Genomic DNA, 23,259 nt, shown 5'->3' with positions numbered 1-23,259 from the left:
CGGAATTACTTGCCGTCGGACGAGGTCGCGATCGCCGGCGAGGCGACCTTGTCGAGGGTGCGCACGAGCGGCTCCCACGGCACCGAACCCGAATTCACGACACGGTCGTAGGAGGTCTTCGGGTCGTAGCGCTCGACGCTGGGCGCCAGCTTGGTCACGTCCAGCGCGCCCATGGCCTGCAGAACGCCGGCGCTGGCCACGTACTCGTCGCGGCGAGCGGTGACCAGGGCCAGTTCGGCGGCGCGCAGTTCCTGCTGGGCGTTCAGCACGTCCAGCGTGGTGCGCAGGCCCACCTGCTGCTCCTGGCGCACGCCCTCGAAGGCGATCTTGGTCGCCCTCACCTGCTCCTCGTTGGAGACGAGGTTGGCGCGGGCGGCCAGCAGGGTGCTCCAGGCGGCCGAAACCTGCTGGACGACGGTGCGCTTGGCGCCTTCGACGGCGATGCGGGCGGCGTTTTCGCGTTCCTTGGCGGCGCGGACGTTCGAGGCGTTCAGGCCGCCGGTGAACAGCGGCACCCGGGCGGTGATCGAGCCGCTGATCGCGCGGTCGTACTCGCCGAACTGCTTGTACTCGCCATTCACCTCGTTGGCCGAGTAGCCGAGGCTGGCCCCGGCCGAGACGGTGGGCAGGTAGGCCGACTTGGCCTGGGCGACGCGGGCCGAAGCGGCCTGCTCGCTGTAGCGGGCGGCCTGGACCGTCGGATTGTTCGCCTCGGCGGCGTCGAAGGCCTGCTCGACCGAGGCCGGCAGCAGTTCGACCAGCGACGGCTCGGGCGCGAGATCGGTCGGGTTCTGGCCGACGATCTGGGCGTAGTTGGCGCGGGCGACGGCCAGATTGGCCTGCGAAGACGACAGGCTGGCCTTGGCGGCGGCCAGGCGGGCCTGCGACTGGGCCACGTCGGTGCGGGTGATCTCGCCGACCTCGAAGCGAGCGTTCGACTCGTCCAGCTGGCGGGTCAGGACGCTGACGTTCTCCTGGGCGATGCGCAGGCTTTCCTGGCCGCGGCGCACGTCGACATAGGCGGTGATGACATTGGCCAGCACGCCCTGCTCGACGCCGCGCAGGTCTTCGCGACCGGCCAGGACGTCGGCTTCGGCGGCCGACAGCCGGGCGCTGGCCTGACCGCCCGTGTAGAGCGGCTGCGACAGCGACAGCGTGGCGCCGCTGGAAGCGGACTTGGTGACGTCGGCGCCGGTGACCACCTGGCCGCCGACCAGCGTCGTGCGGGGGTGCGCCAGATCGGTGCGCGACCCCGAGATCGATCCGTCCAGCCCCACCGTCGGGCGGAAGCCGGTCTTGGCCTGGACCACGCCCTCGTCGGCGGCGCGCTGCACGGCGCGTTGCTGCTGGATGGTGGGATTGGTCTGGTAGGCCAGGGTGACCGCGTCGGTCAGGGTCTCGGCGCTAGCCGCCGAGGCCAGAAAACCCATGCAGCAAGCAGCGGCCAGCAACCCGGCCCGACGGCTCTTCGACATCCCTCATTCCCCAACACACGCGAAGTCCGCGCTTTACACCCAAGCGCTGTAAGGCCCACCGTGGACCATCGCTAGTTAAGCTTTTTTCACGCGGACTTACGCGCTTGTCACCAGGGCTCCCAGACTAGAACCAGCCAAGCTTGGATGAAATACCCAACCCTGGTGAGCAGGCGCCAGTTTGAGGGACCTATGAGAGCGTCCGAGCGGGTTCAGCACCCGGACGTCCCGTCGTCAGGTCAGAAAGCGAAGCCAGCCTCGACCGGGAACCCGGCCAGCAGCGACGGCGTCGAATCGAAAGCCGCGCGACGGGCCAGACCGTCCTCGGCCCGAGCGTAGATCGCGGCGCGACCGACCGGACCCTCGCGCTCGACGACGCCCAGGCGACCGTTCAGCGCCAGGGCGCCCGTCCACGAGACCGGAGCCTTCGGCACGGCGCCTTCGCAGACGATCACGTCGTACTCGCCGCCCTGCACGGCGGTCAGGTCGTCGCCGTCGAGGCGGGTGACCGAAAGGCCCATGGTCTCGAGCACCACGGCCGCGTAGGGCGCGGCGATGGCCAGGGCCTTCTCGCCGGCGCGCGGCTTGAGGTTCTGCAGCAGCTTGCCGATGTCGCGCGGGCGCATCAGCGTGCGGCCCGGAGCGTATTCGACCTCGGCGTCGGCATAGGCCAGATAGGCCTTGCCGGCGGGCACGAGGTTCTCGCGCGGAACCACCCGCAGGGCGTCCTGCAACGGCAGGTCGGTCACGTCGGCGGTGCGGATCTGGCTTTCCACCATGTTCAGGCGGGCAGCCGCGAAATCGGAGCTCATGGACTTCCTCGGACAGCAGTTCGAGAGGCTTATAGGTCCGGGCCTCGCCGGAAGGCAATCAGGCCCGTGCAACCAATCGCGCCGAGGATTTTCCCGACTCAGGCCGTCTCGCCGAGCAGACGGCGCAACTGATTCACCGCCGGCTTCATCAGCGGGCAGACAGTGGCGGCCGTGGCCAGCGGCGGACCCAGCACCGCGGCGCGCGCGGCGTCGTTCTCGCAAAGCTGCACGGCGATGCGCGCGATCAGCGGCAGATCGGGATCCAGCAAGGCCGTGCGCTGGTCGATGAGGCGGGTCAGATAGCGAGGATCGGCGTCGTCCGGATAGGCCTCGATGGCCTCTTCGACGCTTTTCAGAAGCGCCTCGATCCGCTCGGCCACGCCAACGGCGGCCGCCGCTTCTCGCAATTTGGCTTCGATGTCACTCATGCCCCAACGCGCCCCCCGCGTCCGCCTTCCCCTGAATCGGCGGCCCGTATGGCGCAAATCGCGGCGCGGCGCCTCCTCGAAAAGCACACTGTCCCCAAAATGGGGACATGGTGAATTTTCTCACAGAGACGACTCGGCCTCAGCCTGCACCGAGCGGCTTTCTTTGGGAGCAGGCATGAGCACGGATGTTCGGCGCGCGGTCATCCGCCTATCGGCGGGCTATTTCCTGCGTTCGCTGGACGTGGCCAAGGGCCTGCACGCCGACGATCCCGTGCGCGCCATCGTCTTCACGACCATCTGGGTGGCCAATGTGGCCCACATCCGCCCCAACGCCGGCTTCGACGCCAAGGACGAACTGGCCAAGGACGCCCAGCGCCGGCCGGTCACCGTGGTGCAGGTCGCCGACTCGCTGGCCATGCCGGCCGAGACGGTGCGTCGCCATGTGGGCGCGCTGATCGCCGACGGCCTGTGCGTGCGCCACGGCCGCAAGGGCGTGACGATTCCCGCCGAGGTGTTCACCCGCCCGGGGATGCTGGAGGCCCTGGATCGCCAGCACCAGTACACCGAGACCTACTACCGGGAACTGCAGAAGCTGATCGGGTCGTAGGCGCGGCGGCGAGCGCGTGGAAGCGCCAGCCGCCGACGACGCCCGCCAGCCCGCACACGACAAGCCACGCCCATCCGATCGAAACGCCGAACGCCTCGTCGGGCGCGATCGCCGATGAGAACCAGGAGACGCCCAATCCCGTGGCCGCTCCGGCCGACGTAGGCGCCTCGCCCCCACCCCAGCCGCACGGCCCACAGGTGAAATGGAATCCCGATCAGCAGCACGGCCAGCGTCGCCGGGACGCCGCCGAAGAGCAGGCTGAGCGGCAGCATGACGATCCCGGTCAGCGCCCCCAGGAACAGATCCAGGGCCAGCCGAACGGCGCCGCCGTCGGACACGAGCAGGAGCGCCGTCAGGATCAGGAAACCGCCGCCGCTCCAGCAGGCCGCCAGCACCGCGCCCGACGACGCCTTCAGCAGGCCGCGCCACCGCGATTGGCCCACGCCACATCTCCCGAGCAAAGAACACCGGCGATGCGACGAGGCATGGCGCATCGCGCGTGAGCATGGCGCCGCCGGCGCGGCAAGCACAGATGAAATGAGGAGGAAGAGCTCGGCCAATTTCGGCCAGGCCGAAAGCTAGAGAGTGGCTCCGCGGGTAGGATTCGAACCTACGACCAGCCGGTTAACAGCCGGCTGCTCTACCACTGAGCTACCGCGGAACAGGTCGCTCTCTGTCGAGGAGCCGGTTGATAGCCGCCGAACTGACTCGGCGCAAGACGCATGAACGTCGCATTCGGACGAAAGCTGATGTTCTTGTGGAGGAATTCTCGCCGGCGACGCTTCGAAAACATCGAAGGAAGAGTGGCTCCGCGGGTAGGATTCGAACCTACGACCAGCCGGTTAACAGCCGGCTGCTCTACCACTGAGCTACCGCGGAACAGGTCGCTCTCTGTCGAGGCGCGGTTGATAGCCGCCCGACTGACTCGGCGCAAGCGCCTTCTGACAAAAAAACAGCCCGGCCAGAAAGCCGGGCTGTGAAAAGTTGAGTGATGGTGGGGCGCCTTCAAAAGAAGACGTCCACAGGCTCGCCAATCATGGTTAACCAGATCCTAATTTCAGACGGACCTGCCAAAAGGTCGCAGTCTGCGCATCCTGACCGGACAGACGGTCGCGGCAATGTGTAACGGCGATACGCCGCTCCCTTCCCGCCGGGCGACTCGGTCGCTAAAGCGTTCATGATGAACACACCCGACGACCAGTGGTCCGTCACGCTGCAGCGTGGCGTGGCCAGCCTCGACTTCAAGGTGACCCGCGACCCGGCGGCGGGATCGACGGTGATGACCGGAGCGGTCGGCGACGTGCGCGGCGCGCGCGCCCTGGTGCAGGCGGCCGCCTTCGCCGCGGTCGAGGCCGATCGGTGGGTGGCCGCCGGCAATGGCGACGTGCCGATTCCCCGCGAACTGGTGCTGACAAGGCGCGACCTGGCCAACGCCAAGGCGGCCGAGCCGCCCGGCAGCGCCGCCTCGCCGTTCACGGCCGGCTATGCGGCCGTCTATCGCCTGGAACTGGCCCGGCTGCTGTGGGCGGCGATCTCCGACGCCCCGGCCCGCCGCCTGGAGGAACTGGCGCGGCGCGTCCCGTCCTGAAACCTCAGAAGCGCCGCCACAGGGCGACGACGCCGCCGCGTTCGCGCAGGGCGTTGCGGCCCGAGGCGGTGCCGACCGCCCCGGCCTGCACAGACCATCCGGCCGGCAGCTCGTAGACGGCGGTGAACTGCAGGTTCCTGTAGCGATAGGCCTCGAAGACCCCCTGCCCGGCCCCCAGCGACGAGACGTCGAACACCTGGGCCAGCAGCATCAGTCGGCTGGTCGGACGACCGCCCAGCGTGACCTCCAGCCGCCGCTCGTCGGGCGCTTCGCCGTCCCGGCGGCGCAGGCCGGCCTGCAGGTCGAGGAAGACGGGCCGATCGGCCGTCCTCCAGCTTTTTCCAAGCAGCACGCGACTGTCGTACTCGGCCTTGGCGGATCCGCGCTGGGCCGCGCCGGGATCCCCGTCGCCGCCGGGCAGCCGCACCGCGCTCTCGCTCGACAGCACCCACGTCTCGCCCGCCAGCATGCGATAGCGCGCGGCCAGCTCCACATGACCAGGCTCGGTGTCGCGGGCGTTGCGCGTACGCAGCCGGCGGACAGACGCCTGGGCCCTGATGGTCAGCTTGTCCGACAGGCCGTACTCGGCGAAGCCCTGCAACTCGGTCTTGCGATAGTCGACGATGTCGACCGCCTCGCCCTGCAGATCGAAGCCGTGCGTGCTGTCCTGCCGATGCAGGCTGACGATGAACTCCTTGCCGCCCTTGGGCTGGGTCCAGGCCGCGGCCCGGGCCTGCCCGGCCACCGCCGCCAGGACGGCGCAAGCCGCCCACGCGAGCATCGTCGATCGCCCCGCCATGCCACCCCCAACACGACCGCAAGGCGGCGATAGAAGCACATATGCTCGCATAGAGTGTATATGATTTTATGCGATTGACTCGCAACAACGAGCGACCTAGACCTTGTTGCGATCAATTCTCAAATCCGATGTCGGGTTTCCTCCCCTCACCCACATCGACTGCGTCCGGCGGGGCTCCCCTCCGCCGGACGCCTTTTCCCGCCTGGAGCCCCCTGATGAGCTGCGCCTGCGGATTGGATCTCGATTTCGAAGACACCGGCCCCGAAGGCCTGGCGCGCGGCGAGCGGCTGCTGCTCTGGGGACTGCGCACCTGGGCGGCGCTGCGCCTGCAGGGTCAGCCGGCCGACACCACCATCCGCGCGGCCTTCGCCCGCGCCGCCTCCCCGCGCACGGCCTCGCTGTTCCTGCAGACCATGATGCTGGTCGAGGGCGAACTCGTGCGGCCGCTGCAGATCCAGTGCCCGCACTGCGCCGGCTACGCCATCGACGAACAGAGGCTGGTGACGGCCTGCGGCCTGGCCGCCGCCGCGCCGGGCCTGGCCTCGCGCCTGCTGTCGCCGCTGGTGGCGCGGCCCGACGTGGCCGCCGTGCTGGTTCGCGCGCTCAACCACGCCCTGGCCCTGGACGGCGCGCCCCTGCCCGTGCGCATGGGCGAGCCGGTCGACCACGCCCCGCCCGTATCGACGGCGACGCTGCACTAGCAGCGCTAGATCGCGACCTCGAAGCGCATGTTGTCGTAGGCCGGCTCGACGCCCGGCGGCAGCCTGGCCGCCAGAGCGTTGTAGTCGAGGTCGATGTGCAGGTTGGTGAGGATCGCGCGCCGGGGCCTCGCCCGCTCGATCCAGGACAGCGCCCGCTCGACATTGGCGTGGGTGGGATGCGGGGCCCAGCGCAGGGCGTCGACGATCAGCACGTCGAGGTCGGCCAGCACCGGCCAGCTCTCTTCGGGAATCTGCAGCACGTCGGGGGCGTAGGCGACGCCGCCGAAGCGGAAGCCGGCCGCGCGAATCTCGCCGTGATCGACGTCGAAGCTGACGACCGGGATTTGTCCGCTGGGCCCCTCGACGCCCCAGGCCTGGCCGTGCGGCGGCAGATGGCGCGCATCGCAGATGGCCGGATAGCCGCCCTTGGTCTCGAAGACGTAGGAAAAGCGGGTCAGCAGGCCGTCATGCGTGGCCGCGTCCATGTAGGTCGGAATGCGGAAGCGGTGATTGAGGAAGAACGGGCGCACGTCGTCGATGCCGTGTGCCTGGTCGGCATGGTCGTGGGTGAAGAGGACCGCGTCGATGCGCCCCGCCCCGGCCCGCGCCGTCTGCAGGCGCAGGTCCGGCGAGGTGTCGACCAGCACGGTGGTGTCGCCGCGCGGATCGCCGCCCGACAGCCGCCGCACGAGCATCGAGCAGCGCGAGCGATGGTTCTTAGGTTCGGCCGGATCGCAGTCGCCCCAATTGCCGTCGGCGCGCGGCACCCCTCCCGAGGAGCCGCTGCCGAGGATGGTGAACTCGAGCCGGCCGCCGGTCATGGACGCGGTATCGCGTCGAACAGGGCGAAGAAGGCGTCTTCCGAGCGCTTTTCGGCGTCGGCGCGGGTCCAGCCGCGGATCTCGGCCAGCTTGTCGACGATGTGCGGCAGGTGGGCCGGCTCGCAGCGGCGGCCGCGCATGGGCACGGGAGCCAGGTACGGGCAGTCGGTCTCGACGATGATGCGCTCGGCCGGCATGTCGCGGATCACCGCGCGCACGTCCTCGGCCTGCTTGAAGGTGGCGATGCCGGAGACCGAGAACCAGGCGCCCAGGGCGGCGGCCCGGCGGGCGAGATCGGCGCCGCTGGTGTAGCAGTGCATCAGGATCTTGAAGGCGCCCTTGGCGTGCTCCTCCTCCAGGATCTGGCCCATGACGTCGTCGGCCTCACGGGTGTGGACCACCAGCGGCAGGCCCGTCTCGCGGGCGGCGGCGACATGCTCTCGGAACACGGCGGCCTGAACCTCGCGCGGCGACAGGTCGTAGTGGAAATCCAGCCCCGTCTCGCCGATGCCGACGACCTTGGGCTTGCCGGCCAGCTCGACCAGGCGGGCGGTCGTCAGGTCGGTGTGATCCTTGGCCTCGTGCGGGTGGGCGCCGACCGTGCACCAGATGTCGCTCTCGGCCATCGCGATGGCGTGGACGGCCGGGAAGTTGGGGATCTTGTCGCAGATGGTCAGCATCATTTCGATGCCGGCTTCGCGGGCGCGGGCGATGACCGCGTCGCGGTCCTCGGCGAACTGGGGCGCGTGCAGGTTTACGTGGCTGTCGATGAGCATGCGGTCAGATGGAGGCCTTCGCCGCGGCGCGCAAGTCCGCAATCGCCGTCCAGAACACGTCTGCGCGGTCGAGGTTCACCGCCTCGGCCTCGATCGGCCAGCGCACCAGGCGCTCCCAGGCGGCGGCCCAGCGGTCGAGACCCGACGGCGTGCGATCGCCGGCCATGCCCGTGGCCATGGCGTGGATCTGGTCGGCCAGGCGCTCGAACAGGAGCTCGAAGCGGGCCTGGCCCTCGGCGCCCTTGAAGGTGTCGGCCAGCGCCAGCAGCGCGGCCTCGTCGATCTCGGGCAGCTTGCGCAGGATCTCGCCGGCGGTGTCGTCGGCCTCCAGCGCCTTGGCGGCGGCCAGCTGCAGGGCCTTGCCGGGCGCGCCGTGGGCCATGCGGCCCAGCCGCTCGGCCTGGCGGCGGTCGAGGCCCAGTCGGTGCTCGACCATGTCGGCGGCGCGCTCGACGCCGGGCGCGGGCACGGCCAGGCGCCGGCAGCGCGAGCGGATCGTCGGCAGGAGCTTGCCGGGCGAATGGCTGATCAGGAGGATCACCCCGCGCGGCGGCGGCTCCTCCAGCGTCTTGAGCACCGCGTTGGCGGCGTTGACGTTGAGGTCGTCGGCGGCGTCGATGATCGCCACCCGATAGGGTGAGGTCGCCGGCGAGTTGGCGAAGAAGCCGGGCAGCAGGCGGGCCTCGTCGACGGGGATCGACTTGCGGGCCTTGCCGTCGTCGGTGGCGCGCTCCAGCACCATCAGGTCGGGATGCGAGCGGGCGGCGACTTGGCGGCTGACGAAGTCGGACGGGGCCGAGCCCAGCACGCCGAACGACTTGTCCTCGCGCGCGCCCAGCAGCCGGCGGGCCATGCGGTAGGCCAGCGTGGCCTTGCCCACGCCCTCGGGGCCGGTCAGCAGCCAGGCGTGGTGCAACCTCCCCCGGCCCAGGGCGTCGAGGAACGACAGCTCGGCCTTTTCCTGGCCGTCCAGCGAGAAGACGTCGCGCGGGTGCGGAGGGGCGTCGCTCATGCCAGGTCCAGCCGTTCGCTGACGGCGCCCCAGACGGCCTGCGAGACCTCGTCGATCGAGGCGGTGGCGTCGATCACCGCGCAGCGCTCGGGCTCGCGCCGGGCGATCTCAAGGAAGCCGGCGCGCAGGCGCTCGTGGAAATCCAGGCCCTTGGATTCGAAACGGGCGGCGCCGCCGCGGGCGTTGGCGCGCTCCAGGCCGACCGTCGCGGGCAGGTCGAACACCAGGGTCAGGGCCGGGATCGTGGCGCCCAGCACGTGCTGCTCCAGGCTGGCGATCAGCGAGGCGGGCGCGTCGCCGCCGGCGCCCTGATAGGCCCGCGTCGAATCGGCGAAGCGGTCGCAGACGACCACCGCCCCGCGCGCCAGGGCCGGACGGATCACCCGCTCCACGTGGTCGCGGCGGGCGGCGTACATCAGAAGAGTCTCGGTGACCGGCGACCAGCGATCGGCCGCCCCGTGCACCAGCAGCTCGCGGATCGCCTCGCCGCCAGGGCTGCCGCCCGGCTCGCGGGTGAGCACGACCTCGCGACCGAGCGCCTCCAGGCGCTGCGCCAGAAGGCGCACCTGGGTCGACTTGCCGGCGCCCTCGCCGCCTTCGAAGCTGATGAACGTTCCGCTGGCCATCGGCCTCAAATCGGCTGGAACGCGAGGCTTGTCCAGACCCGCCTAGGGCCGCAGCACCGTGGCGTCGTTGAAGCCCAGCGAAGCGACGCGGTCGCGGACGCCCCAGGCCAGGCCCTCGTCGTCGCCGGCGCTGACCAGCACGCGATAGAGCGTGCCGCCCGAACGCTCCATCGGCTCGACGGTGACGCGGCCGGCCGATGACAGCCGCTCGGCGGCCCGCTCGGCGTTGTCGCGGTTGGCGAAACTGCCGGCCTGGACGCGATAGGCGCCGGACGGCGGGGCCGAGACATTGACGATCTCGGGCTCGCGCGGCGGCGGCGCGACCGGCGGACGGTAAGGCGCGGCCGGCGGCGGCGTCGCGGGGATCGAGGCGTAGCGCCGGGGCTGGTCGGCGGCCTTCTTGGGCGCGGGGCCGATATAGCGCACGCGCACCTTGGCCAGGCCCTTGCCGCGATAGCCCAGCTCGTCGGCGGCGGCCTTTGAAAGATCGATCAGGCGGTCGCCGACGAACGGCCCGCGGTCGTTGACCCGCAGGCGCATCTTGCGGCCGTTCTCCAGATTGGTGACCTCGACGATGGACGGCAGCGGCAGCGTCTTGTGGGCGGCCGAGGGCAGGTCCATGTCGAAGACCTCGCCGTTGGCGGTGCGGCGGTTGTGGAACTGCTCGCCGTACCACGAGCCGGTCCCGACCACGTCGTAGTTCGGATCGGCCTTCGGATAGTACCAGATCCCCTTGATCTGATACGGCTTCTCGGTGCCGCGCAGGCCCTGTCCGTAACCGGGCGGCGGCGGACCGTGATACTCGCGGTCGGGCGTGGACTTCGGCAAGCCCTTGGCGATCGGCAGGCGCGGGCTGGGCGTGGCGCAGGCGGCCAGGCCCGCGGCGCCCAGCGCCAGCAGCCCCAGGACCTTCAGCGCCCGGATTTCAGATCTTTGCTCGCGCCGCATACGTCGCCAAAACTCCGGATGGTTCGTCCCCCATCATGGTTTCAGCTTCGTTCAGATGTTTTTAGGCTTGGTTAAGGATGCCTGCGACAGATCGTTCTGGAGCCGAAGCACGAGCGCTGATATAGCCGCCCGCTCCGGACAGGTGGCCGAGTGGTTTAAGGCAGCGGTCTTGAAAACCGCCGTAGGTGGAAGCCTACCGTGGGTTCGAATCCCACCCTGTCCGCCACTCCTTCGTCGTCGTCGCCGTGTTATTCCGGCGACATGACGCTTCGCCCCCTGCTCCGTTCAGCCGCCCTCGTCGCCGCGCTCGCCTGCGCCGCGCCGGCCATGGCCAACGACACCTCGGCCGAACTCGCCGCCGGCGGGCTGGTGCTGACCAAAACCACCGCCGTCGCCATGCGGTCGGAGGACCTCTACATCTCTCCGAGCGCGGTGCGGGTGCGCTACGTGTTCGAGAACACCAGCGGCAAGGACGTGACGCTGCGGGTGGCCTTCCCGATGCCCGACATCGGCGGCGACGGCTTCTTCATGGGCGACGTGTCGATCCCGGTGGACGATCCGGCCAACATCCTGGGCTTCTCGACCAAGGTCGACGGCAAGCCGGTGAAGGCGCAGGTCGAGCAGAAGGCGTTCGGCGGCGGCGTCGACCGCACCGCCTGGCTGGTCGCCAACGCGATCCCGCTGGCCGTGCACCAGGAGGCCGCGACCAAGGCCATGCAGGCCCTCCCGCCGGCCAAGCTGAAGGAAGCCCAGGCGCTTGGCCTCTACGACGAGGACCAGGGTCCGATCTGGGTGCTCAAGACCACCTATCACTGGCTGCAGGCCTTCCCGGCCGGCAAGCCTATCGTCGTCGAACACGCCTACACGCCCTCGGTCGGCGCGACGGTCGCGACATCGGTGGGCAGCGCCTATGGGGCCGAGACGGAAGCCAAGTACTGCGTCGATCCCGGCATGGTCGCGGCCGTCAGGCGCGCCGGCGGCGAGGACGGCGCCTATATCGAGAAATGGATCGACTACGTGCTGGTCACCGGCGGCAACTGGAGCGAGCCGATCGGCGACTTCCGGCTGGTGGTCGACAAGGGCGCGCCGCGCAACCTGGTCAGCTTCTGCGCCGATGGCGTGAAGAAGATCGGCCCGACCCAGTTCGAGGTTCGCCGCAAGAACTGGCGGCCGGAGAAGGACCTGCAGATCCTGCTGCTGGAGCGGCGGGAGCCTTAGCAGCAATTGAAGCCCTCTCTCTTAGAGAGAGGGGTTTCAGCTCTACCCCAGCCGCGCCAGAATCTCGTCCGTCCGCGTGACCACCGCGTATTCACCGTCGAGGTTGGAGAGGCTCATCAGGTGCCATTCGGCCGCGTCGCGGACGGCGCCTTCGAGGTCGGCCTTGTCGAAGGTGAAGCAGGCGTCGGCCGGCACGGCGACGTCGAAGCCCAGGCAGGCGGCGGCGCGGACGGTGGCCTCGACCGAGTTGTTGGTGGCCACGCCGACCACGACCAGGTGACGCACCTCGCGCAGGCGCAGCCAGCGCTCCAGGCCGCTGGCGGCGAAGGCGTCGGGAACGTTCTTTTCCATCCGGTGCTCGGACGGCAGGGGCTCGAACCTGGGCTGGAACTCGCAGTTGGAGGAGCCTGGCCAGAACGAGCCCTCGGGCGAGCGGCTCATGTGGCGCACATGCACGACCGGCAGGCCGCGAACGCGCCAGGCGTGCAGAAGGTGGGCGGCGTTGTCCTCGGCGCCCGGATTGTTGCGGGGCCCACTGTTCTCCGGAAGCATGCCGCGCTGCAGGTCGATGAGGATGAGGGCCGTGGCGTTCATGGCCAAAGCTTGCTTCGACGCCCCGCTCCAAGCAATGCCGCGCGAGCGGCCAAAGCGTGAAACTCTGGCGTCGCGGGCTCGCCCAAGGTAACCAACGCCCCTTTCCCCCCTTCGCGTTCCACGGCCCAAGATCCTCTGCTCATGACCGACACCATCTCCGCCGCCGTCTATGGCTTTCCCCCGCGCGAGGTGATCGAGACGCCGCGCGGCGCCGTGCAGACCGCCCCGACCGTGCCGGGCGCGCAGCCGCTGGAAGGCCTGGCCGACGCCTCGCTGGACGCGTTCGTGGTGCTGGCCCCGGCCGGCGCGGTGGAGCGGCGCTACGTGCTGGCCCAGGCCCTGCGGGCGCTGAAGGCCGGCGGTCGCCTGACCGTGGCCGCGCCCAAGGATCGCGGCGGCCTGCGCCTGAAGAAGGAGCTGTCGGCGTTCGGCTGCACGATCGGCGAGGACGCCCGTCGTCACCACCGCATCTGCGTGACCCTGCGCCCCGAGGCGCCGACGGGCCTGGCCGACGCCCTGGCCGAGGGCGCGCCGCGCCGTATCGACGGCGAGGGCCTGTGGACCCAGCCGGGCGTGTTCAGCTGGGACCGGCTCGACACCGGCACGGCTCTGCTGATGCAGGCCCTGCCCGCCTTTTCGGGCGCCGGCGCGGACCTGGGCTGCGGCATCGGCGTGCTGGCCCACCAGGTGCTGGCCTCGCCCAAGGTGACCAAGCTGGCCTTGATCGACATCGACCGCCGGGCGCTGGACGCGGCCCAGCGCAATGTCGACGACGCGCGGGTCAGCTTCTCGCACGCCGACATCCGCCTTGGCCTGCCGGAACTGTCGAACCTGGACTTCGTGGTCTCCAACCCGCCGTTCCATGAGGGCGGCGGCGAGGACAAGGCGCTGGGCCAGGCTTTCATCCGCGGCGCGGCCGCGCTGCTGAAGAAGGGCGGCGTGCTGTGGCTGGTGGCCAACCGCCACCTGCCCTACGAGGCCGTGCTGGCCGATCACTTCGCCCGCGTGAAGCCCGTGCTCGACCAGGAAGGCTTCAAGGTGCTCGAGGCCGTGAAATGACCAAGGCGCTGATGGCGCGGCTGGACCGGCTGCTGGCCAATCTGGGCTATGGCGCACGGCGCGAGGTCCAGGCCCTGGTGGCGGCCGGCAAGGTGACCTTCGACGGCGTGCCGCTGAAGGACGCCGGCAAGCGCATCGCCGTGACCGCCGACCTGCCCCAGCACCTGTTCGTTCGCGGCGTTCCGATCGATCCGCCCGCGCCGCTGGTGCTGCTGATGAACAAGCCCCTGGGCGTGGTGTGCTCGCACCGGGAGGACGGGGCCAAGATCTACGACCTGCTGCCGCGCCGCTGGCAGATCCGGGATCCTGCGCTGTCGAGCGTGGGGCGGCTGGACAAGGACACCTCGGGCCTCCTGCTGATCACCGACGACGGCGACTTCCTGCACCGGGTGATCTCGCCCAAACGGCACGTGGCCAAGACCTATCTGGCCAGCCTGGATCGCCCGCTGTCGGGCAAGGAGGGCGAGGCCTTCGCCAGCGGCGCGCTGATGCTGGAGGGCGAGGAAAAGCCGCTGCTGCCGGCGCAACTGGACGTCGTGGACGACAGGACCGCCCGCCTGACCATCACCGAGGGCCGCTATCACCAAGTGCGCCGGATGTTCGCGGCCATGGGCAACCACGTGACCGCCCTGCACCGCGAGCGGATCGGCGGCATCACGCTGCCGGCCGACCTGGAGCCCGGCAAGCACCGGATCCTCACCGCCCAGGAAGCCGAGCAGGTGTTTTCGTGAGCGACATCGAGGTCGACGCGCGCGGCCATCGCTGCCCGGTGCCGACGCTGCGCCTGCGCCGGGCGCTGGAGCACGCGCCGGCCGGGGCGACGGTGCGCCTGCTGGCCGACGATCCGCTGGCGCGCATCGACGTACCGCACTTCGCCCGCCAGCTGGGCGCGACGCTGGAGGGCGTCGAGGACCTGCCGTCGGGCGCGATCAGCTTTCGGGTGACGAAGGCGCCTTGAGGGCGATGGCCTTGGGGCCGTCGACCAGGGCCTGAGGCCGCTCGTCGAGCGCGATCTCGACCTCGGTGGCCAGCGCGCCGCCGAAGAACACCGCGTTCACGCTCCACGACAGCCAGATCAGGAAGATGATCACGGCCGAGATCGAGCCGTAGGTCGCGCCCAGGTGCGCCACCTTCTCGACGTAGAAGGCGCTGGCCCACGACATGAAGACGCAGAACAGGCCCGCCGCGACGCCGCCGGTCAGCGAGGCGCGCCAGCCGACGGGCTGGCGGGACATGGCGTAGCGGTAGATCAGGGTCATGCCGATGACGAGGCCCAGCGTCGCCCAGGTCCACTCGCTCTGGATCCACGACACGCCTTCCAGCGGTCGCAGGTTCAGGGTGCTGGCGAGCAGCCGGAAGGTCAGGAACACCCCCGACATCAGGAACAGCATGCCGAACGCCGCGATCAGCACGAACAGCGCCATCAGGTTGAAGCCGAAGAAGCCGCGCTGGTCCTCCTCGTCGTGGATGAACGACAGGCCCGCCAGCAAGGCCTTGAAGCCGCGATGGGCGGCGTAGACGCCGATGACCAGGATGACGAGGCTCTGCAGCGAGACGGTGTAGACCGGCGCGTGGGCCAGGCGCTGCATCTCGCTCTGGAAGATCGGCCGCGCGCCGGTGGGCATCATGAAGGCCAGGGCGTCGGCCTGGCGGGCGGCGGTGTTGGGGTCCAGCAGAAGGCTGTAGAGGCCGATCAGGATGGCCAGGCCCGGAAACACCGCCAGAAGCGCAAAGAACGAGACGCCGCCCACATAGAGCATGACGTCGCGTCCCCACAGCCTGGACAGGGCCAGGCCGAGAACGCGGAGGATTTCCTGAACCCAGTGGATCGGGTCGAGATCTAGGTCTCGCCAGCGAATGGGGGCCTTGGGGGGCTGCATTCGCCGGAAACTGCCTCCCCGCGCCCGGTGAAGCAACCCTTCGACGGCGCCGCTCTCCAAAACGTCAAAGACGCGCCGCCTCAGGGAAAGCGACGCGTCTCCGCAGGTCTTGCCTGAACCGGCCGTCGCATCGAGGGACGGGTTGGCACGGCGGCCGGTCACAGTTCGAAGTTAGGATTGCCCGCCTGAACCGCATCTGAACGCCGTTGTCAGCTTGCGTCAGAGCGCCCCGGCGGCCTCCAGTTCGGCGATCGCCGCAGCGTCGAAGCCCCAGTCTCCCAGGGCTGAGGCGTTGTCGGCCCCGATCTTCGGCGGCGGTCCCTGGATCACGCCCGGCGTGGCCGAGAAACGCGGTGCCGGCGCGGGCTGGATGACCCCGGCGACCTCGACGAAGGTCTCGCGGGCCTTGTTGTGGACGTGGTCCGGGGCTTCGTCCATCGACAGGACGGGGGCGAAGCAGACGTCGGTGGCGTCCATGATCGCGCACCACTCGTCGCGGGTCTTGGTCGCGATCACCGCGGCCAGCTTCTCGCGCAGGGCCGGCCAGTCGTCGCGACTCATCTGGGCCTGGAAGTGGGGATCGGTGATCCCGGTCTTCTCCAGCAGCAGCAGATAGAACTGGGGCTCGATCGAGCCGATCGACACCCACTTGCCATCGGCGCACTGGTAGGTGTCGTAGAAGTGGGCCCCGCCGTCGAGCAGGTTGCCCCGCCGGCCCTCGCGCCACATGCCCATGGCCTTGAAGCCGTAGAACATGGCCATCAGAGAGGCCGCGCCGTCGCTCATGGCGCAGTCGATGACCTGTCCCTGCCCCGTCTCGCGGGCGTGGATCACCCCGGCCAGCAGGCCGAAGGCCAGATAGAGCGCGCCGCCGCCGAAGTCGCCGACCAGGTTCAGCGGCGGGATCGGCTTGCCTTCCGTTCCGATCGCGTCCAGCGCGCCGGTGATGGCGATGTAGTTCATGTCGTGGCCGGCGGCCTTGGCGTAGGGGCCGGTCTGGCCCCAGCCGGTCATGCGGCCGTAGACCAGCTTGGGATTGCGGGCCAGGGCCGCGTCGGGTCCGAGACCCAGGCGCTCCATCACCCCCGGACGAAAGCCCTCGAACACCGCATCGGCGGTCTCCATCAGCTTCAGGCAGGTCTCGACGGCGGCGGGCTGCTTGAGGTCCAGCGCCACCGAGCGACGGCCGCGGGCGGTGACGTCGGCCAGCGAGGAGCGGCCCGAGCCCTTGCGGTCGATGCGCACGACGTCGGCACCGAGGTCCGACAGCAGCATGCCGCAGAACGGCCCGGGGCCGATCCCGGCGAACTCCAACACCTTCAGCCCAGACAGCGGTCCCTGGCCCATCGCGTCCTCCCGTTTCGATCTCGTTGGCGGCAGTAGGACCCGGTTGACGCCCGGTCAGGCAAGCCCGGGAGAAATCGCCTGTCGACAAGGTAAAGACTGCGACCACGCATCCCTTTGCCGCACCCTCGCCTCTGCTATGTTGGCTCGCGAATCAAAGGCCTGCGCCAGCGGAGAACGAATTTGGCGGTGAACGCCCGGATCCTGATCGTGGCGCGTGACGACACGCGGGCCGGTCCCCTGTCCGAAGGGCTGGACCGCCTGGGCTGGCGCACCATCACCGCGCGCGGCCCCTACGCCGCCCTCGCCGCGCTGGGCGACCTGCAGATCGAGGCCGTGATCGTCGACCTGGACGCGGCCGGTCCCGACAGCCAGACGCTGGCCCGCCGCCTCAAGGCGGCCGTGGCCCCTCGCCGCCTGCCGGTGATCGCCATCGGCGAGCCGGGCACGGACGTCGGCCAGAGCGCCTTCGACCTGACCCTGTCACCGCCGCTGCATCCGTCGCAGGCGGTGCTGCGCCTGGAATCCCTGGTCCGCACGGCGATCGCCGAAGAAGAGTTCGAGCTTCGCCTGACCACCTTCGGCGATCGTGGCCGGCGGCTGGATCTGCCGGAAGCCTCCAGCGCGCCCTACCGCGTGCTGGCCATCGGCGAGCCGGCCCCGCAGTTCCTGGCCCTGTCCAACGCCCTGACGCGCGGCGGGGCCGACGTGGTCGGCGCCTTCACCGCCTACACCGCCTTCGACTACCTGCACGAGCGGGCCTTCGACGCGGTGGTGCTGTGGGCCGGCGAGAACCAGCAGGAAGCGCTGTCGATCGCCGCCGGCATGCGGCGCAACACCCGCCTCTTCCACATTCCGGCGCTGCTCTACATGAACGCCGAGAGCTACGTGACCATGTCCGAGGCGTTCCATCGCGGCGTGTCGGACGTGGCCTCGCCGCAGACGCCCGAAGGCGACACCGCCCGCCGGGTCATCGAGCTGGCCCGCAACTATCGTCGCGGCGAAGCCATTCGCGGCGCGCTGGAGAAGGCCCGCAGCTCGGGCCTGATGGACGCGGCCACCGGCCTGTTCACCCGCGATCTGTTCGCCGCCCACCTGGCCCGCCTGGCCGGCGCCGCGCGCGAGCGCGGCCGCCCGCTGTCGATCGGCGTGCTGCGCGTGGCCGACAAGACCGACGTGGTCTGGGCGCGCCAGAACGGCTGGCTGGACCGCGCCATCCCGCAGATCGGCTCGATGGTCGGCCGCCTCGTGCGCGTCGAGGACACCGCCGCCCGCCTGGCGCCCGAGGTCTTCGCCCTGGCCCTTCCGGCCACCAACCTGGCCGCCGCCAAGGCCGCCGCCGAACGCATCGCCGCCGTCATCGGCTGCACCGCCTTCGACGCCGGCGAGGACCGCAGCCCGTTCGTCTGCGAATTCGACATCGGCGTCGCCCAGATCGAGCCGGGCGAAACCGCCATCCACGCGCTGGAGCGCGCCGCTTCCCAGGCCCTCCAGAAGGCCATCTAACTTAACCAGACGCGTGACGGGCGCCGAAACCGCAGACACTTTCGGCTGTCACGCTTCAGTCTAGGAGTTCCCCCATGGGCCAGCCGATCACCGTCGACGTCGTCGCCGACGTCGTCTGCCCCTGGTGCTATCTCGGCTGGCGCCGGGTGAAGAGCGCCCTGGCCGCACGTCCCGACCTCGAGCCGATCGTCATCTGGCGTCCGTACCAGCTGGACCCGACCCTGCCCGAGGAAGGCGTCGACCGCGCCGCCTACATGGCCGGCAAGTTCAAGGATCCCGCGCGCCTCAAGGCCGTGCACGAGGCCCTGGTCGAGGCCGGCGCCGAGGAAGGCATCGACTTCGCCTTCGACAAGATCGCCCTGTCGCCCAACACCAGCGCCGCCCACCGCCTGATCCGCTGGGCGCGCGGCGCGGCCGTGCAGGACGCCGTGGTCGAAGGCCTGTTCGCCGCCTATTTCGAGGAAGGCCGCGACATCGGCGACCCCGTCGTGCTGGGCCAGATCGCCAAGGCTGCCGGCATGGACGAGGTCGCGGTGCTGCAGCTGCTGTCCGAAGGCGCCGACAAGGACGTGATCGTCCAGCAGCACGCCATGGCCGTGCGCGGCGGCGTCACCGGCGTGCCGGTGGCGATCTTCGCGGGCAAGGTGGCGGTGGTCGGCGCCGAGAGCCCCGAGAACCTGCAGAAGGCGATCGACCAGGCGCTGGCCTGACCCTTACGATCGCCGAGAAAAGCAGGATCAGGGCGCGCATGATCTCTTCCAGCTACGTCACCGCTACGAAGATGAAGCTCTTCAAGATCTTCACCGTGCTGTTCGTGCTGATGGCGCTGCCGATCCTGATCATCGGCGGCGCCAAGGCCCTGCTGACCGGAGAGCCGATGTTCTCGAACTCCGGCTTCCATTGCGCGGGCGATCCGCCCGACGTGGTCCGCTACCACTCCTGCGCCGGAAAGCCGGTAAAGGTGAAGCCCCGCGATCAGCGCTAGGTCGAGCCTCGACCGGTCAGCGCCGGCTGCGCCTCCAGCCGCATCCGGTAGGCCATCACCGCCGTGTGGCCGAGCTTTTCGACCAGACGCCAGTTGACGATCGCCCCCACCGGCGCGCCGACCACCGGCAGCAGCTGGGCCAGCTTCGCCAGATCGATGTGATCGCGGTACTGCTGCTGGAAGGCCCGCCAGTCGAAGCCCGAGAGATCGGTCGGATGCCGGCGCGCGTCCCAGCCGTCCATGGCCTCGAACACCTTGGCGCGATGGGCCGCGTCGGAGAAGGCCAGTTCGAAGATGTGCAGGATGTAGAGCCGTTCGGAGAGCTCCGAGCCCTCGTGGCCGAAGGCGGCGGCGATCTCGAACAGCAGCTTGATCTTGAAGCTCATCAGCAGCGGGAAGTCGGCGGCGGCCAGGACGAAGCCCCCTGCCCCGGCGATCCCGCCCTCGGCGGCGGCGGCCTTCTTCCAGTTGTCGATCGCCGTCCGCACGCGCTCCAGCCGCTCGTCCAGCGTGGCCGAGAGCAGCGGCGCGCCGGTGGCGAAGTCCGAGCCGGTGAGAATGGCCCGGGTCATGCCCTGCATCGCCGTGGTGATGGCGGCATGGACCTTTTCCGGGATGATCCGGTTGACCTTCAGCTGCACGGCGCGGGCGGCCAGGCCCAGGGCGCCGGGCGGCCTGGTCATCTGCTCGCGCCAGGCGGCGAGGTCGGCGGTGGCGGCGGTCTGGGCCAGGTTGCAGCTCCGAAAGTGAATCGCGGCGACGCCGAAGCGTTCGCCGCCGGATCATGCCGCAGTCGGCGAGAGCGTCGAAGTCCCCAGAAGATTAACGCTCAACAGGCCGGTGGATCATTTGAGCACGGCCGTCCACACCGGCGTCCACACGAGCATCCACACCCGCTTCCTGCGTCCACACCTATCGTGGCCTATATCCCCAAGCGCGCCCGCCCGCCGTCTCGCGGCGCAACGGCCCGCCGCCTATACCTTGCCTACCCATTCACCATGTGACTTCGCCACGACCTTGAGCCAGCTGAAATTGCCGTTGGAACGCCCGCCCAGCTTCGAGCGGGTCGACTTCGCCGTCTCGCCGGCCAACGAGGACGCCGTGCGCGCCGTCGACACGTGGCCGCAATGGCCGAACGGCCGCCTGGCCCTGCTTGGTCCGTCGGGCAGCGGCAAGACCCATCTGGCCCGCGCCTGGGCCGCGGAAGCCGGCGCCGTGATCGTCGACGCCACCGACCCCCACCAGGCGCCGCTCAACCTGCCGGCCCTGCGCGGCCGCGCCGTGCTGGTCGAGGACGCCGACCGCCGCGCCCTGGGCGGGGTGGTGTCGGACGAGGACCTGTTCCACCTCCTGAACATGGCCGGGGTCGACGGCGGCAGCCTGCTGCTGACCGCACAGACCGCGCCGCTGGAATGGCAGACCATCGTCCCGGACCTGCGCTCGCGCCTCAACGCCCTGACCGCCGCACAGATCGAAGAGCCCGACGACGTGGTGCTGGAAGCCGTGCTGCGCCGCGCCTTCGCCGACCGCCTGATCCGCCCCGCCGACGACGTCTACGCCTTCCTGCTGCGCCGCATCCCGCGCAGCGCGCCCGAAGCCGTGGCCCTGGTCGCGCTGCTGGACGAAGCGGCCTCGGAAGGCGGTCGCGGGATCACGCGGGCCTTCGTCGCCCAGGTGCTGGCGTTCGGCGAGGACGACGGCTTCGAGGACTGAACGAGACTGGGCGAAAGCCCGGCTTTTCTTGAACAAATCCCTGTTTGTCTTGCGGCTGTCATCGGGCTCGTCCACCATGCCGGGCATTGCCCTGGAGTAGACGATGACAGACGCCGCCGCCCTCGCGCCCGCCCCTCACAAGGTGGAGACCGCGCCCGAGGATCGCGCGCGCCTGACCCTGGACGAGGACCTGCTGGCCTCGCCCGAACGGTTCTTCAATCGCGAACTGTCGTGGCTGGCCTTCAACCAGCGTGTCCTGGACGAGAGCGCCAACCCGCGCCACCCGCTGCTCGAGCGCCTGCGCTTCCTGTCGATCAGCGCCAACAACCTCGACGAGTTCTACATGGTCCGCGTCGCCGGCCTGAAGGGCCAGGTGCGCGAGGGCGTTCGCGTGGTCAGCCAGGACGGCCTGACGCCGGGCGAGCAGCTGACCCGCATCAACGCCTCGGCCTTCGAGCTGATGAGCGAGCAGCAGAAGATCTGGCGCGAGGTGCGCGCCGAGCTGTGGGCCGAGGGCCTGAAGCTGCTGGACGCCAAGGACATCGTCGGCGCCGACCGCGAGCGCGCCGAGGAGATCTTCAAGTCGCGCATCTTCCCGGTGCTGACGCCCCTGGCGGTGGATCCGGCCCATCCGTTCCCGTTCATCCCGAACCTGGGCTTCTGCCTGGCGCTGAAGCTGCGCCGGATCGCCGACGACAAGCACCTCTACGCCCTGGCCCCGATCCCCAACCAGGTGCAGCGCTTCTGGGAGCTTTCGGCCGGACCGTCCAAGGGCCGCAAGCGCGAACGCAAGATCGTGGCGCTGGAAAGCTTCATCATCCTGTTCCTCGACCACCTGTTCCCCGGCTACGAGGTCGAGGGCCGAGGCCTGTTCCGCCTGATCCGCGACAGCGACCTGGAGATCGAGGAAGAGGCCGAAGACCTGGTGCGCGAGTTCGAGGCGCGCCTGAAGAAGCGCCGCCTGGGCCGCGTGGTGCGGGTCAAGATCCAGACCACCATGCCCGCCGACCTTCGCGACTTCATCATCGAGGGCCTGCGCGCCCAGCCCGAGGACGTGGTGCTGGTCGACGGCAAGCTGGGTCTCGCCCAGATGTCGGAACTGATCCCGCCGGACCGTCCCGACCTGAAGTTCAAGCCCTACAACGCCCGCTTCCCAGAGCGGGTGCGCGACCACGGCGGCGACTGCTTCGCGGCGATCCGCGAGAAGGACATCCTGGTCCACCACCCGTTCGAAAGCTTCGACGTCGTGGTGCAGTTCATCCGCCAGGCGGCCCGCGATCCCAACGTGCTGGCGATCAAGCAGACGCTGTACCGCACCTCCAAGGACAGCCCGATCGTGGCGGCCCTGATCGAGGCGGCCGACAACGGCAAGAACGTCACCGCCCTGGTCGAGATCAAGGCCAGGTTTGACGAAGAAAACAATCTGAAGTGGGCTCGCGACCTGGAGCGGGCCGGCGTGCACGTCGTGTTCGGCTTCGTCGACTGGAAGACCCACGCCAAGCTGTCGGTGGTGGTGCGACGCGAGGGCGACTCCTTGCGCACCTACTGCCACTTCGGCACCGGCAACTATCACCCGCAGACGGCGCGGGTTTATACCGACCTTTCCCTGTTCACCTGTGACCCGGCCATGGGTCGCGACGGCGGAAAGCTGTTCAACTTCATCACCGGCTACGCCCAGCCCGGCGCGCTGGAGAAGCTGTCGTTCTCGCCCCAGACGCTGAAGCCCGACCTGCTGGCCATGATCGCCGCCGAGGCCGCCAACGCCCGCGCGGGCAAGCCGGCCGGCATCTGGGCCAAGATGAACGCCGTGGTCGATCCGCAGATCATCGACGCCCTCTACGCCGCCAGCCAGGACGGCGTGCAGATCGACCTGGTGGTGCGCGGCATCTGCTGTCTGAGACCCGGGATTGCAGGCCTGTCGGAGAACATCCGCGTCAAGTCGATCGTCGGCCGCTTCCTGGAGCACGCCCGCGTCGTGGCCTTCGCCAACGGCGCCGACATGCCCAGCGCCCAGACCCGCGCCTTCATCAGCTCGGCCGACTGGATGCCGCGCAATCTGGATCGCCGGGTGGAAAGCCTGGTGCCGATCGAGAACCCGACCGTGCACCAACAGGTGCTGAGCCAGATCATGGTCGCCAACCTCAACGACGAGGCCCAGAGCTGGCGCCTCGACCGCGAGGGCCACTACGCCCGCGACCCGGCCTGGGACAGCAAGGGCGCGTTCTCGGCCCACGAGTACTTCATGACCAATCCCAGCCTGTCGGGACGAGGCCATCACGTGCAGGACATGCCGCGCGCCTTCGATCACGTCGGCCCCAAGCGCAAACGCTGAGGGTCGGGCGCCGAAAAACTGGGGAGCGACGGCTTTCG

26 protein-coding genes and 3 tRNA genes are annotated in these 23,259 nt (G+C 69.7%); 13 read left to right on the top strand and 16 right to left on the bottom strand.

What is annotated here, in order from left to right; genetic code table 11:
* Positions 1-5: 5 nt before the first annotated feature.
* The 3 genes from G5B46_RS01255 to G5B46_RS01245 all read right to left on the bottom strand — a co-directional run bounded on the left by G5B46_RS01255 (position 6) and on the right by G5B46_RS01245 (position 2,712).
* Positions 6-1,475 (bottom strand): TolC family outer membrane protein, encoded by a 1,470-nt coding sequence (locus G5B46_RS01255; RefSeq protein ID WP_165255373.1) that lies wholly within the window; start codon positions 1,473-1,475, stop codon positions 6-8.
* A 236-nt stretch (positions 1,476-1,711) separates the two neighbouring features.
* Entirely contained in the window at positions 1,712-2,284 is a 573-nt protein-coding gene (locus tag G5B46_RS01250; RefSeq protein WP_165255372.1) for a protein-L-isoaspartate O-methyltransferase, read from the bottom strand.
* A gap of 98 nt (positions 2,285-2,382) precedes the next feature.
* Positions 2,383-2,712: a hypothetical protein gene (locus tag G5B46_RS01245; protein ID WP_165255370.1), complete on the bottom strand. Its 330-nt coding sequence runs from the start codon at positions 2,710-2,712 to the stop codon at positions 2,383-2,385.
* Between the two features lie 175 nt (positions 2,713-2,887).
* On the opposite strand from G5B46_RS01245, the gene G5B46_RS01240 reads away from it, so the two are divergent.
* Positions 2,888-3,319, top strand: a complete 432-nt coding sequence (locus G5B46_RS01240; protein ID WP_165255369.1) for a hypothetical protein — start codon at positions 2,888-2,890, stop codon at positions 3,317-3,319.
* On the opposite strand, the gene G5B46_RS01235 is transcribed toward G5B46_RS01240, so the two are convergent.
* The 3 genes from G5B46_RS01235 to G5B46_RS01225 form a co-directional block, all read right to left on the bottom strand.
* Positions 3,286-3,762 (bottom strand): hypothetical protein, encoded by a 477-nt coding sequence (locus tag G5B46_RS01235; RefSeq protein WP_165255367.1) that lies wholly within the window; start codon positions 3,760-3,762, stop codon positions 3,286-3,288. The genes G5B46_RS01240 and G5B46_RS01235 overlap by 34 nt on opposite strands.
* 143 nt (positions 3,763-3,905) lie before the next feature.
* Positions 3,906-3,980 (bottom strand) — tRNA-Asn (locus tag G5B46_RS01230).
* Positions 3,981-4,123: 143 nt separating this feature from the next.
* A tRNA-Asn gene (locus tag G5B46_RS01225) sits at positions 4,124-4,198 on the bottom strand.
* Between the two features lie 298 nt (positions 4,199-4,496).
* On the opposite strand from G5B46_RS01225, the gene G5B46_RS01220 reads away from it, so the two are divergent.
* The gene (locus tag G5B46_RS01220) at positions 4,497-4,907 is read left to right on the top strand and encodes a hypothetical protein (RefSeq protein WP_240903284.1); all 411 of its coding nucleotides are present in this window, start codon (positions 4,497-4,499) and stop codon (positions 4,905-4,907) included.
* A gap of 4 nt (positions 4,908-4,911) precedes the next feature.
* Here the strand turns inward: G5B46_RS01220 and G5B46_RS01215 are convergent, their stop codons facing one another.
* A complete protein-coding gene (locus tag G5B46_RS01215) occupies positions 4,912-5,688 on the bottom strand; it encodes a hypothetical protein (protein ID WP_165255364.1) in 777 nt (258 codons plus the stop codon).
* 233 nt (positions 5,689-5,921) lie between these two features.
* Between G5B46_RS01215 and G5B46_RS01210 the strand changes: the two genes are divergently transcribed.
* Entirely contained in the window at positions 5,922-6,407 is a 486-nt protein-coding gene (locus G5B46_RS01210; protein ID WP_165255363.1) for a hypothetical protein, read from the top strand.
* Between the two features lie 5 nt (positions 6,408-6,412).
* Here the strand turns inward: G5B46_RS01210 and G5B46_RS01205 are convergent, their stop codons facing one another.
* From G5B46_RS01205 to G5B46_RS01185, 5 genes are read right to left on the bottom strand one after another with little or no spacing between them, the layout of a single operon-like run.
* Complete coding sequence (locus G5B46_RS01205) at positions 6,413-7,228, bottom strand: MBL fold metallo-hydrolase (RefSeq protein ID WP_165255362.1); 816 nt, start codon at positions 7,226-7,228, stop codon at positions 6,413-6,415.
* Positions 7,225-8,004 (bottom strand): TatD family hydrolase, encoded by a 780-nt coding sequence (locus G5B46_RS01200; RefSeq protein WP_165255360.1) that lies wholly within the window; start codon positions 8,002-8,004, stop codon positions 7,225-7,227. The genes G5B46_RS01205 and G5B46_RS01200 overlap by 4 nt, the downstream gene beginning before the upstream one ends.
* A gap of 4 nt (positions 8,005-8,008) precedes the next feature.
* A complete protein-coding gene (locus G5B46_RS01195; RefSeq protein WP_165255358.1) occupies positions 8,009-9,016 on the bottom strand; it encodes a DNA polymerase III subunit delta' in 1,008 nt (335 codons plus the stop codon).
* Positions 9,013-9,642: a dTMP kinase gene (gene tmk, locus G5B46_RS01190; RefSeq protein ID WP_165255356.1), complete on the bottom strand. Its 630-nt coding sequence runs from the start codon at positions 9,640-9,642 to the stop codon at positions 9,013-9,015. Before tmk ends, G5B46_RS01195 begins: the two co-directional genes overlap by 4 nt.
* A 42-nt stretch (positions 9,643-9,684) precedes the next feature.
* Positions 9,685-10,590: a septal ring lytic transglycosylase RlpA family protein gene (locus tag G5B46_RS01185; RefSeq protein ID WP_165255355.1), complete on the bottom strand. Its 906-nt coding sequence runs from the start codon at positions 10,588-10,590 to the stop codon at positions 9,685-9,687.
* A 136-nt stretch (positions 10,591-10,726) separates the two neighbouring features.
* On the opposite strand from G5B46_RS01185, the gene G5B46_RS01180 reads away from it, so the two are divergent.
* Together G5B46_RS01180 and G5B46_RS01175 are read left to right on the top strand one after the other, a co-directional pair.
* A tRNA-Ser gene (locus tag G5B46_RS01180) sits at positions 10,727-10,816 on the top strand.
* Between the two features lie 35 nt (positions 10,817-10,851).
* On the top strand, positions 10,852-11,808 hold the full coding sequence (locus tag G5B46_RS01175; RefSeq protein WP_165255353.1) for a DUF4424 domain-containing protein: 957 nt from the start codon (positions 10,852-10,854) through the stop codon (positions 11,806-11,808).
* A 42-nt stretch (positions 11,809-11,850) separates the two neighbouring features.
* Here G5B46_RS01175 and G5B46_RS01170 read toward each other — a convergent pair whose 3' ends face one another.
* A complete protein-coding gene (locus tag G5B46_RS01170) occupies positions 11,851-12,402 on the bottom strand; it encodes a cysteine hydrolase family protein (protein WP_165255352.1) in 552 nt (183 codons plus the stop codon).
* A 141-nt stretch (positions 12,403-12,543) separates the two neighbouring features.
* Between G5B46_RS01170 and G5B46_RS01165 the strand changes: the two genes are divergently transcribed.
* Genes G5B46_RS01165 through G5B46_RS01155 form a run of 3 tightly spaced genes read left to right on the top strand, consistent with a single transcriptional unit; the run spans position 12,544 to position 14,419 of the window.
* On the top strand, positions 12,544-13,461 hold the full coding sequence (locus tag G5B46_RS01165; RefSeq protein WP_165255350.1) for a class I SAM-dependent methyltransferase: 918 nt from the start codon (positions 12,544-12,546) through the stop codon (positions 13,459-13,461).
* Positions 13,458-14,192, top strand: a complete 735-nt coding sequence (locus G5B46_RS01160; protein WP_165255348.1) for a pseudouridine synthase — start codon at positions 13,458-13,460, stop codon at positions 14,190-14,192. The genes G5B46_RS01165 and G5B46_RS01160 overlap by 4 nt, the downstream gene beginning before the upstream one ends.
* Positions 14,189-14,419, top strand: a complete 231-nt coding sequence (locus tag G5B46_RS01155) for a sulfurtransferase TusA family protein (protein WP_058349802.1) — start codon at positions 14,189-14,191, stop codon at positions 14,417-14,419. The genes G5B46_RS01160 and G5B46_RS01155 overlap by 4 nt, the downstream gene beginning before the upstream one ends.
* Here the strand turns inward: G5B46_RS01155 and G5B46_RS01150 are convergent.
* A complete protein-coding gene (locus G5B46_RS01150) occupies positions 14,391-15,341 on the bottom strand; it encodes a YihY/virulence factor BrkB family protein (RefSeq protein ID WP_165255347.1) in 951 nt (316 codons plus the stop codon). The genes G5B46_RS01155 and G5B46_RS01150 overlap by 29 nt on opposite strands.
* 219 nt (positions 15,342-15,560) lie before the next feature.
* The gene (locus tag G5B46_RS01145; RefSeq protein ID WP_165255345.1) at positions 15,561-16,688 is read right to left on the bottom strand and encodes a CaiB/BaiF CoA-transferase family protein; all 1,128 of its coding nucleotides are present in this window, start codon (positions 16,686-16,688) and stop codon (positions 15,561-15,563) included.
* Between the two features lie 180 nt (positions 16,689-16,868).
* On the opposite strand from G5B46_RS01145, the gene G5B46_RS01140 reads away from it, so the two are divergent.
* From G5B46_RS01140 to G5B46_RS01130, 3 genes are all read left to right on the top strand, one after another.
* Complete coding sequence (locus G5B46_RS01140) at positions 16,869-18,191, top strand: diguanylate cyclase (RefSeq protein ID WP_165255344.1); 1,323 nt, start codon at positions 16,869-16,871, stop codon at positions 18,189-18,191.
* Between the two features lie 74 nt (positions 18,192-18,265).
* Positions 18,266-18,901 (top strand): DsbA family oxidoreductase, encoded by a 636-nt coding sequence (locus tag G5B46_RS01135; protein ID WP_165255336.1) that lies wholly within the window; start codon positions 18,266-18,268, stop codon positions 18,899-18,901.
* A 38-nt stretch (positions 18,902-18,939) separates the two neighbouring features.
* The gene (locus G5B46_RS01130) at positions 18,940-19,176 is read left to right on the top strand and encodes a hypothetical protein (RefSeq protein WP_165255334.1); all 237 of its coding nucleotides are present in this window, start codon (positions 18,940-18,942) and stop codon (positions 19,174-19,176) included.
* Here G5B46_RS01130 and G5B46_RS01125 read toward each other — a convergent pair.
* Positions 19,173-19,907, bottom strand: a complete 735-nt coding sequence (locus G5B46_RS01125) for an EcsC family protein (protein ID WP_276611492.1) — start codon at positions 19,905-19,907, stop codon at positions 19,173-19,175. The genes G5B46_RS01130 and G5B46_RS01125 overlap by 4 nt on opposite strands.
* A 307-nt stretch (positions 19,908-20,214) precedes the next feature.
* On the opposite strand from G5B46_RS01125, the gene G5B46_RS01120 reads away from it, so the two are divergent.
* Positions 20,215-20,889 carry a DnaA/Hda family protein gene (locus G5B46_RS01120; protein ID WP_276611478.1) on the top strand — a complete coding sequence of 225 codons (675 nt, stop codon included), beginning with the start codon at positions 20,215-20,217 and terminating at the stop codon, positions 20,887-20,889.
* Positions 20,890-20,992: 103 nt separating this feature from the next.
* Complete coding sequence (locus tag G5B46_RS01115) at positions 20,993-23,221, top strand: RNA degradosome polyphosphate kinase (RefSeq protein WP_165255329.1); 2,229 nt, start codon at positions 20,993-20,995, stop codon at positions 23,219-23,221.
* The last annotated feature ends 38 nt before the right edge of the window (positions 23,222-23,259 follow it).

Origin of the sequence: Caulobacter sp. 602-2 (assembly GCF_011043625.1) — a bacterium.
Taxonomy (GTDB): domain Bacteria; phylum Pseudomonadota; class Alphaproteobacteria; order Caulobacterales; family Caulobacteraceae; genus Caulobacter.
Note: the sequence above shows the minus strand (reverse complement) of the source record. Positions and strands in the feature narration are given on the sequence as shown.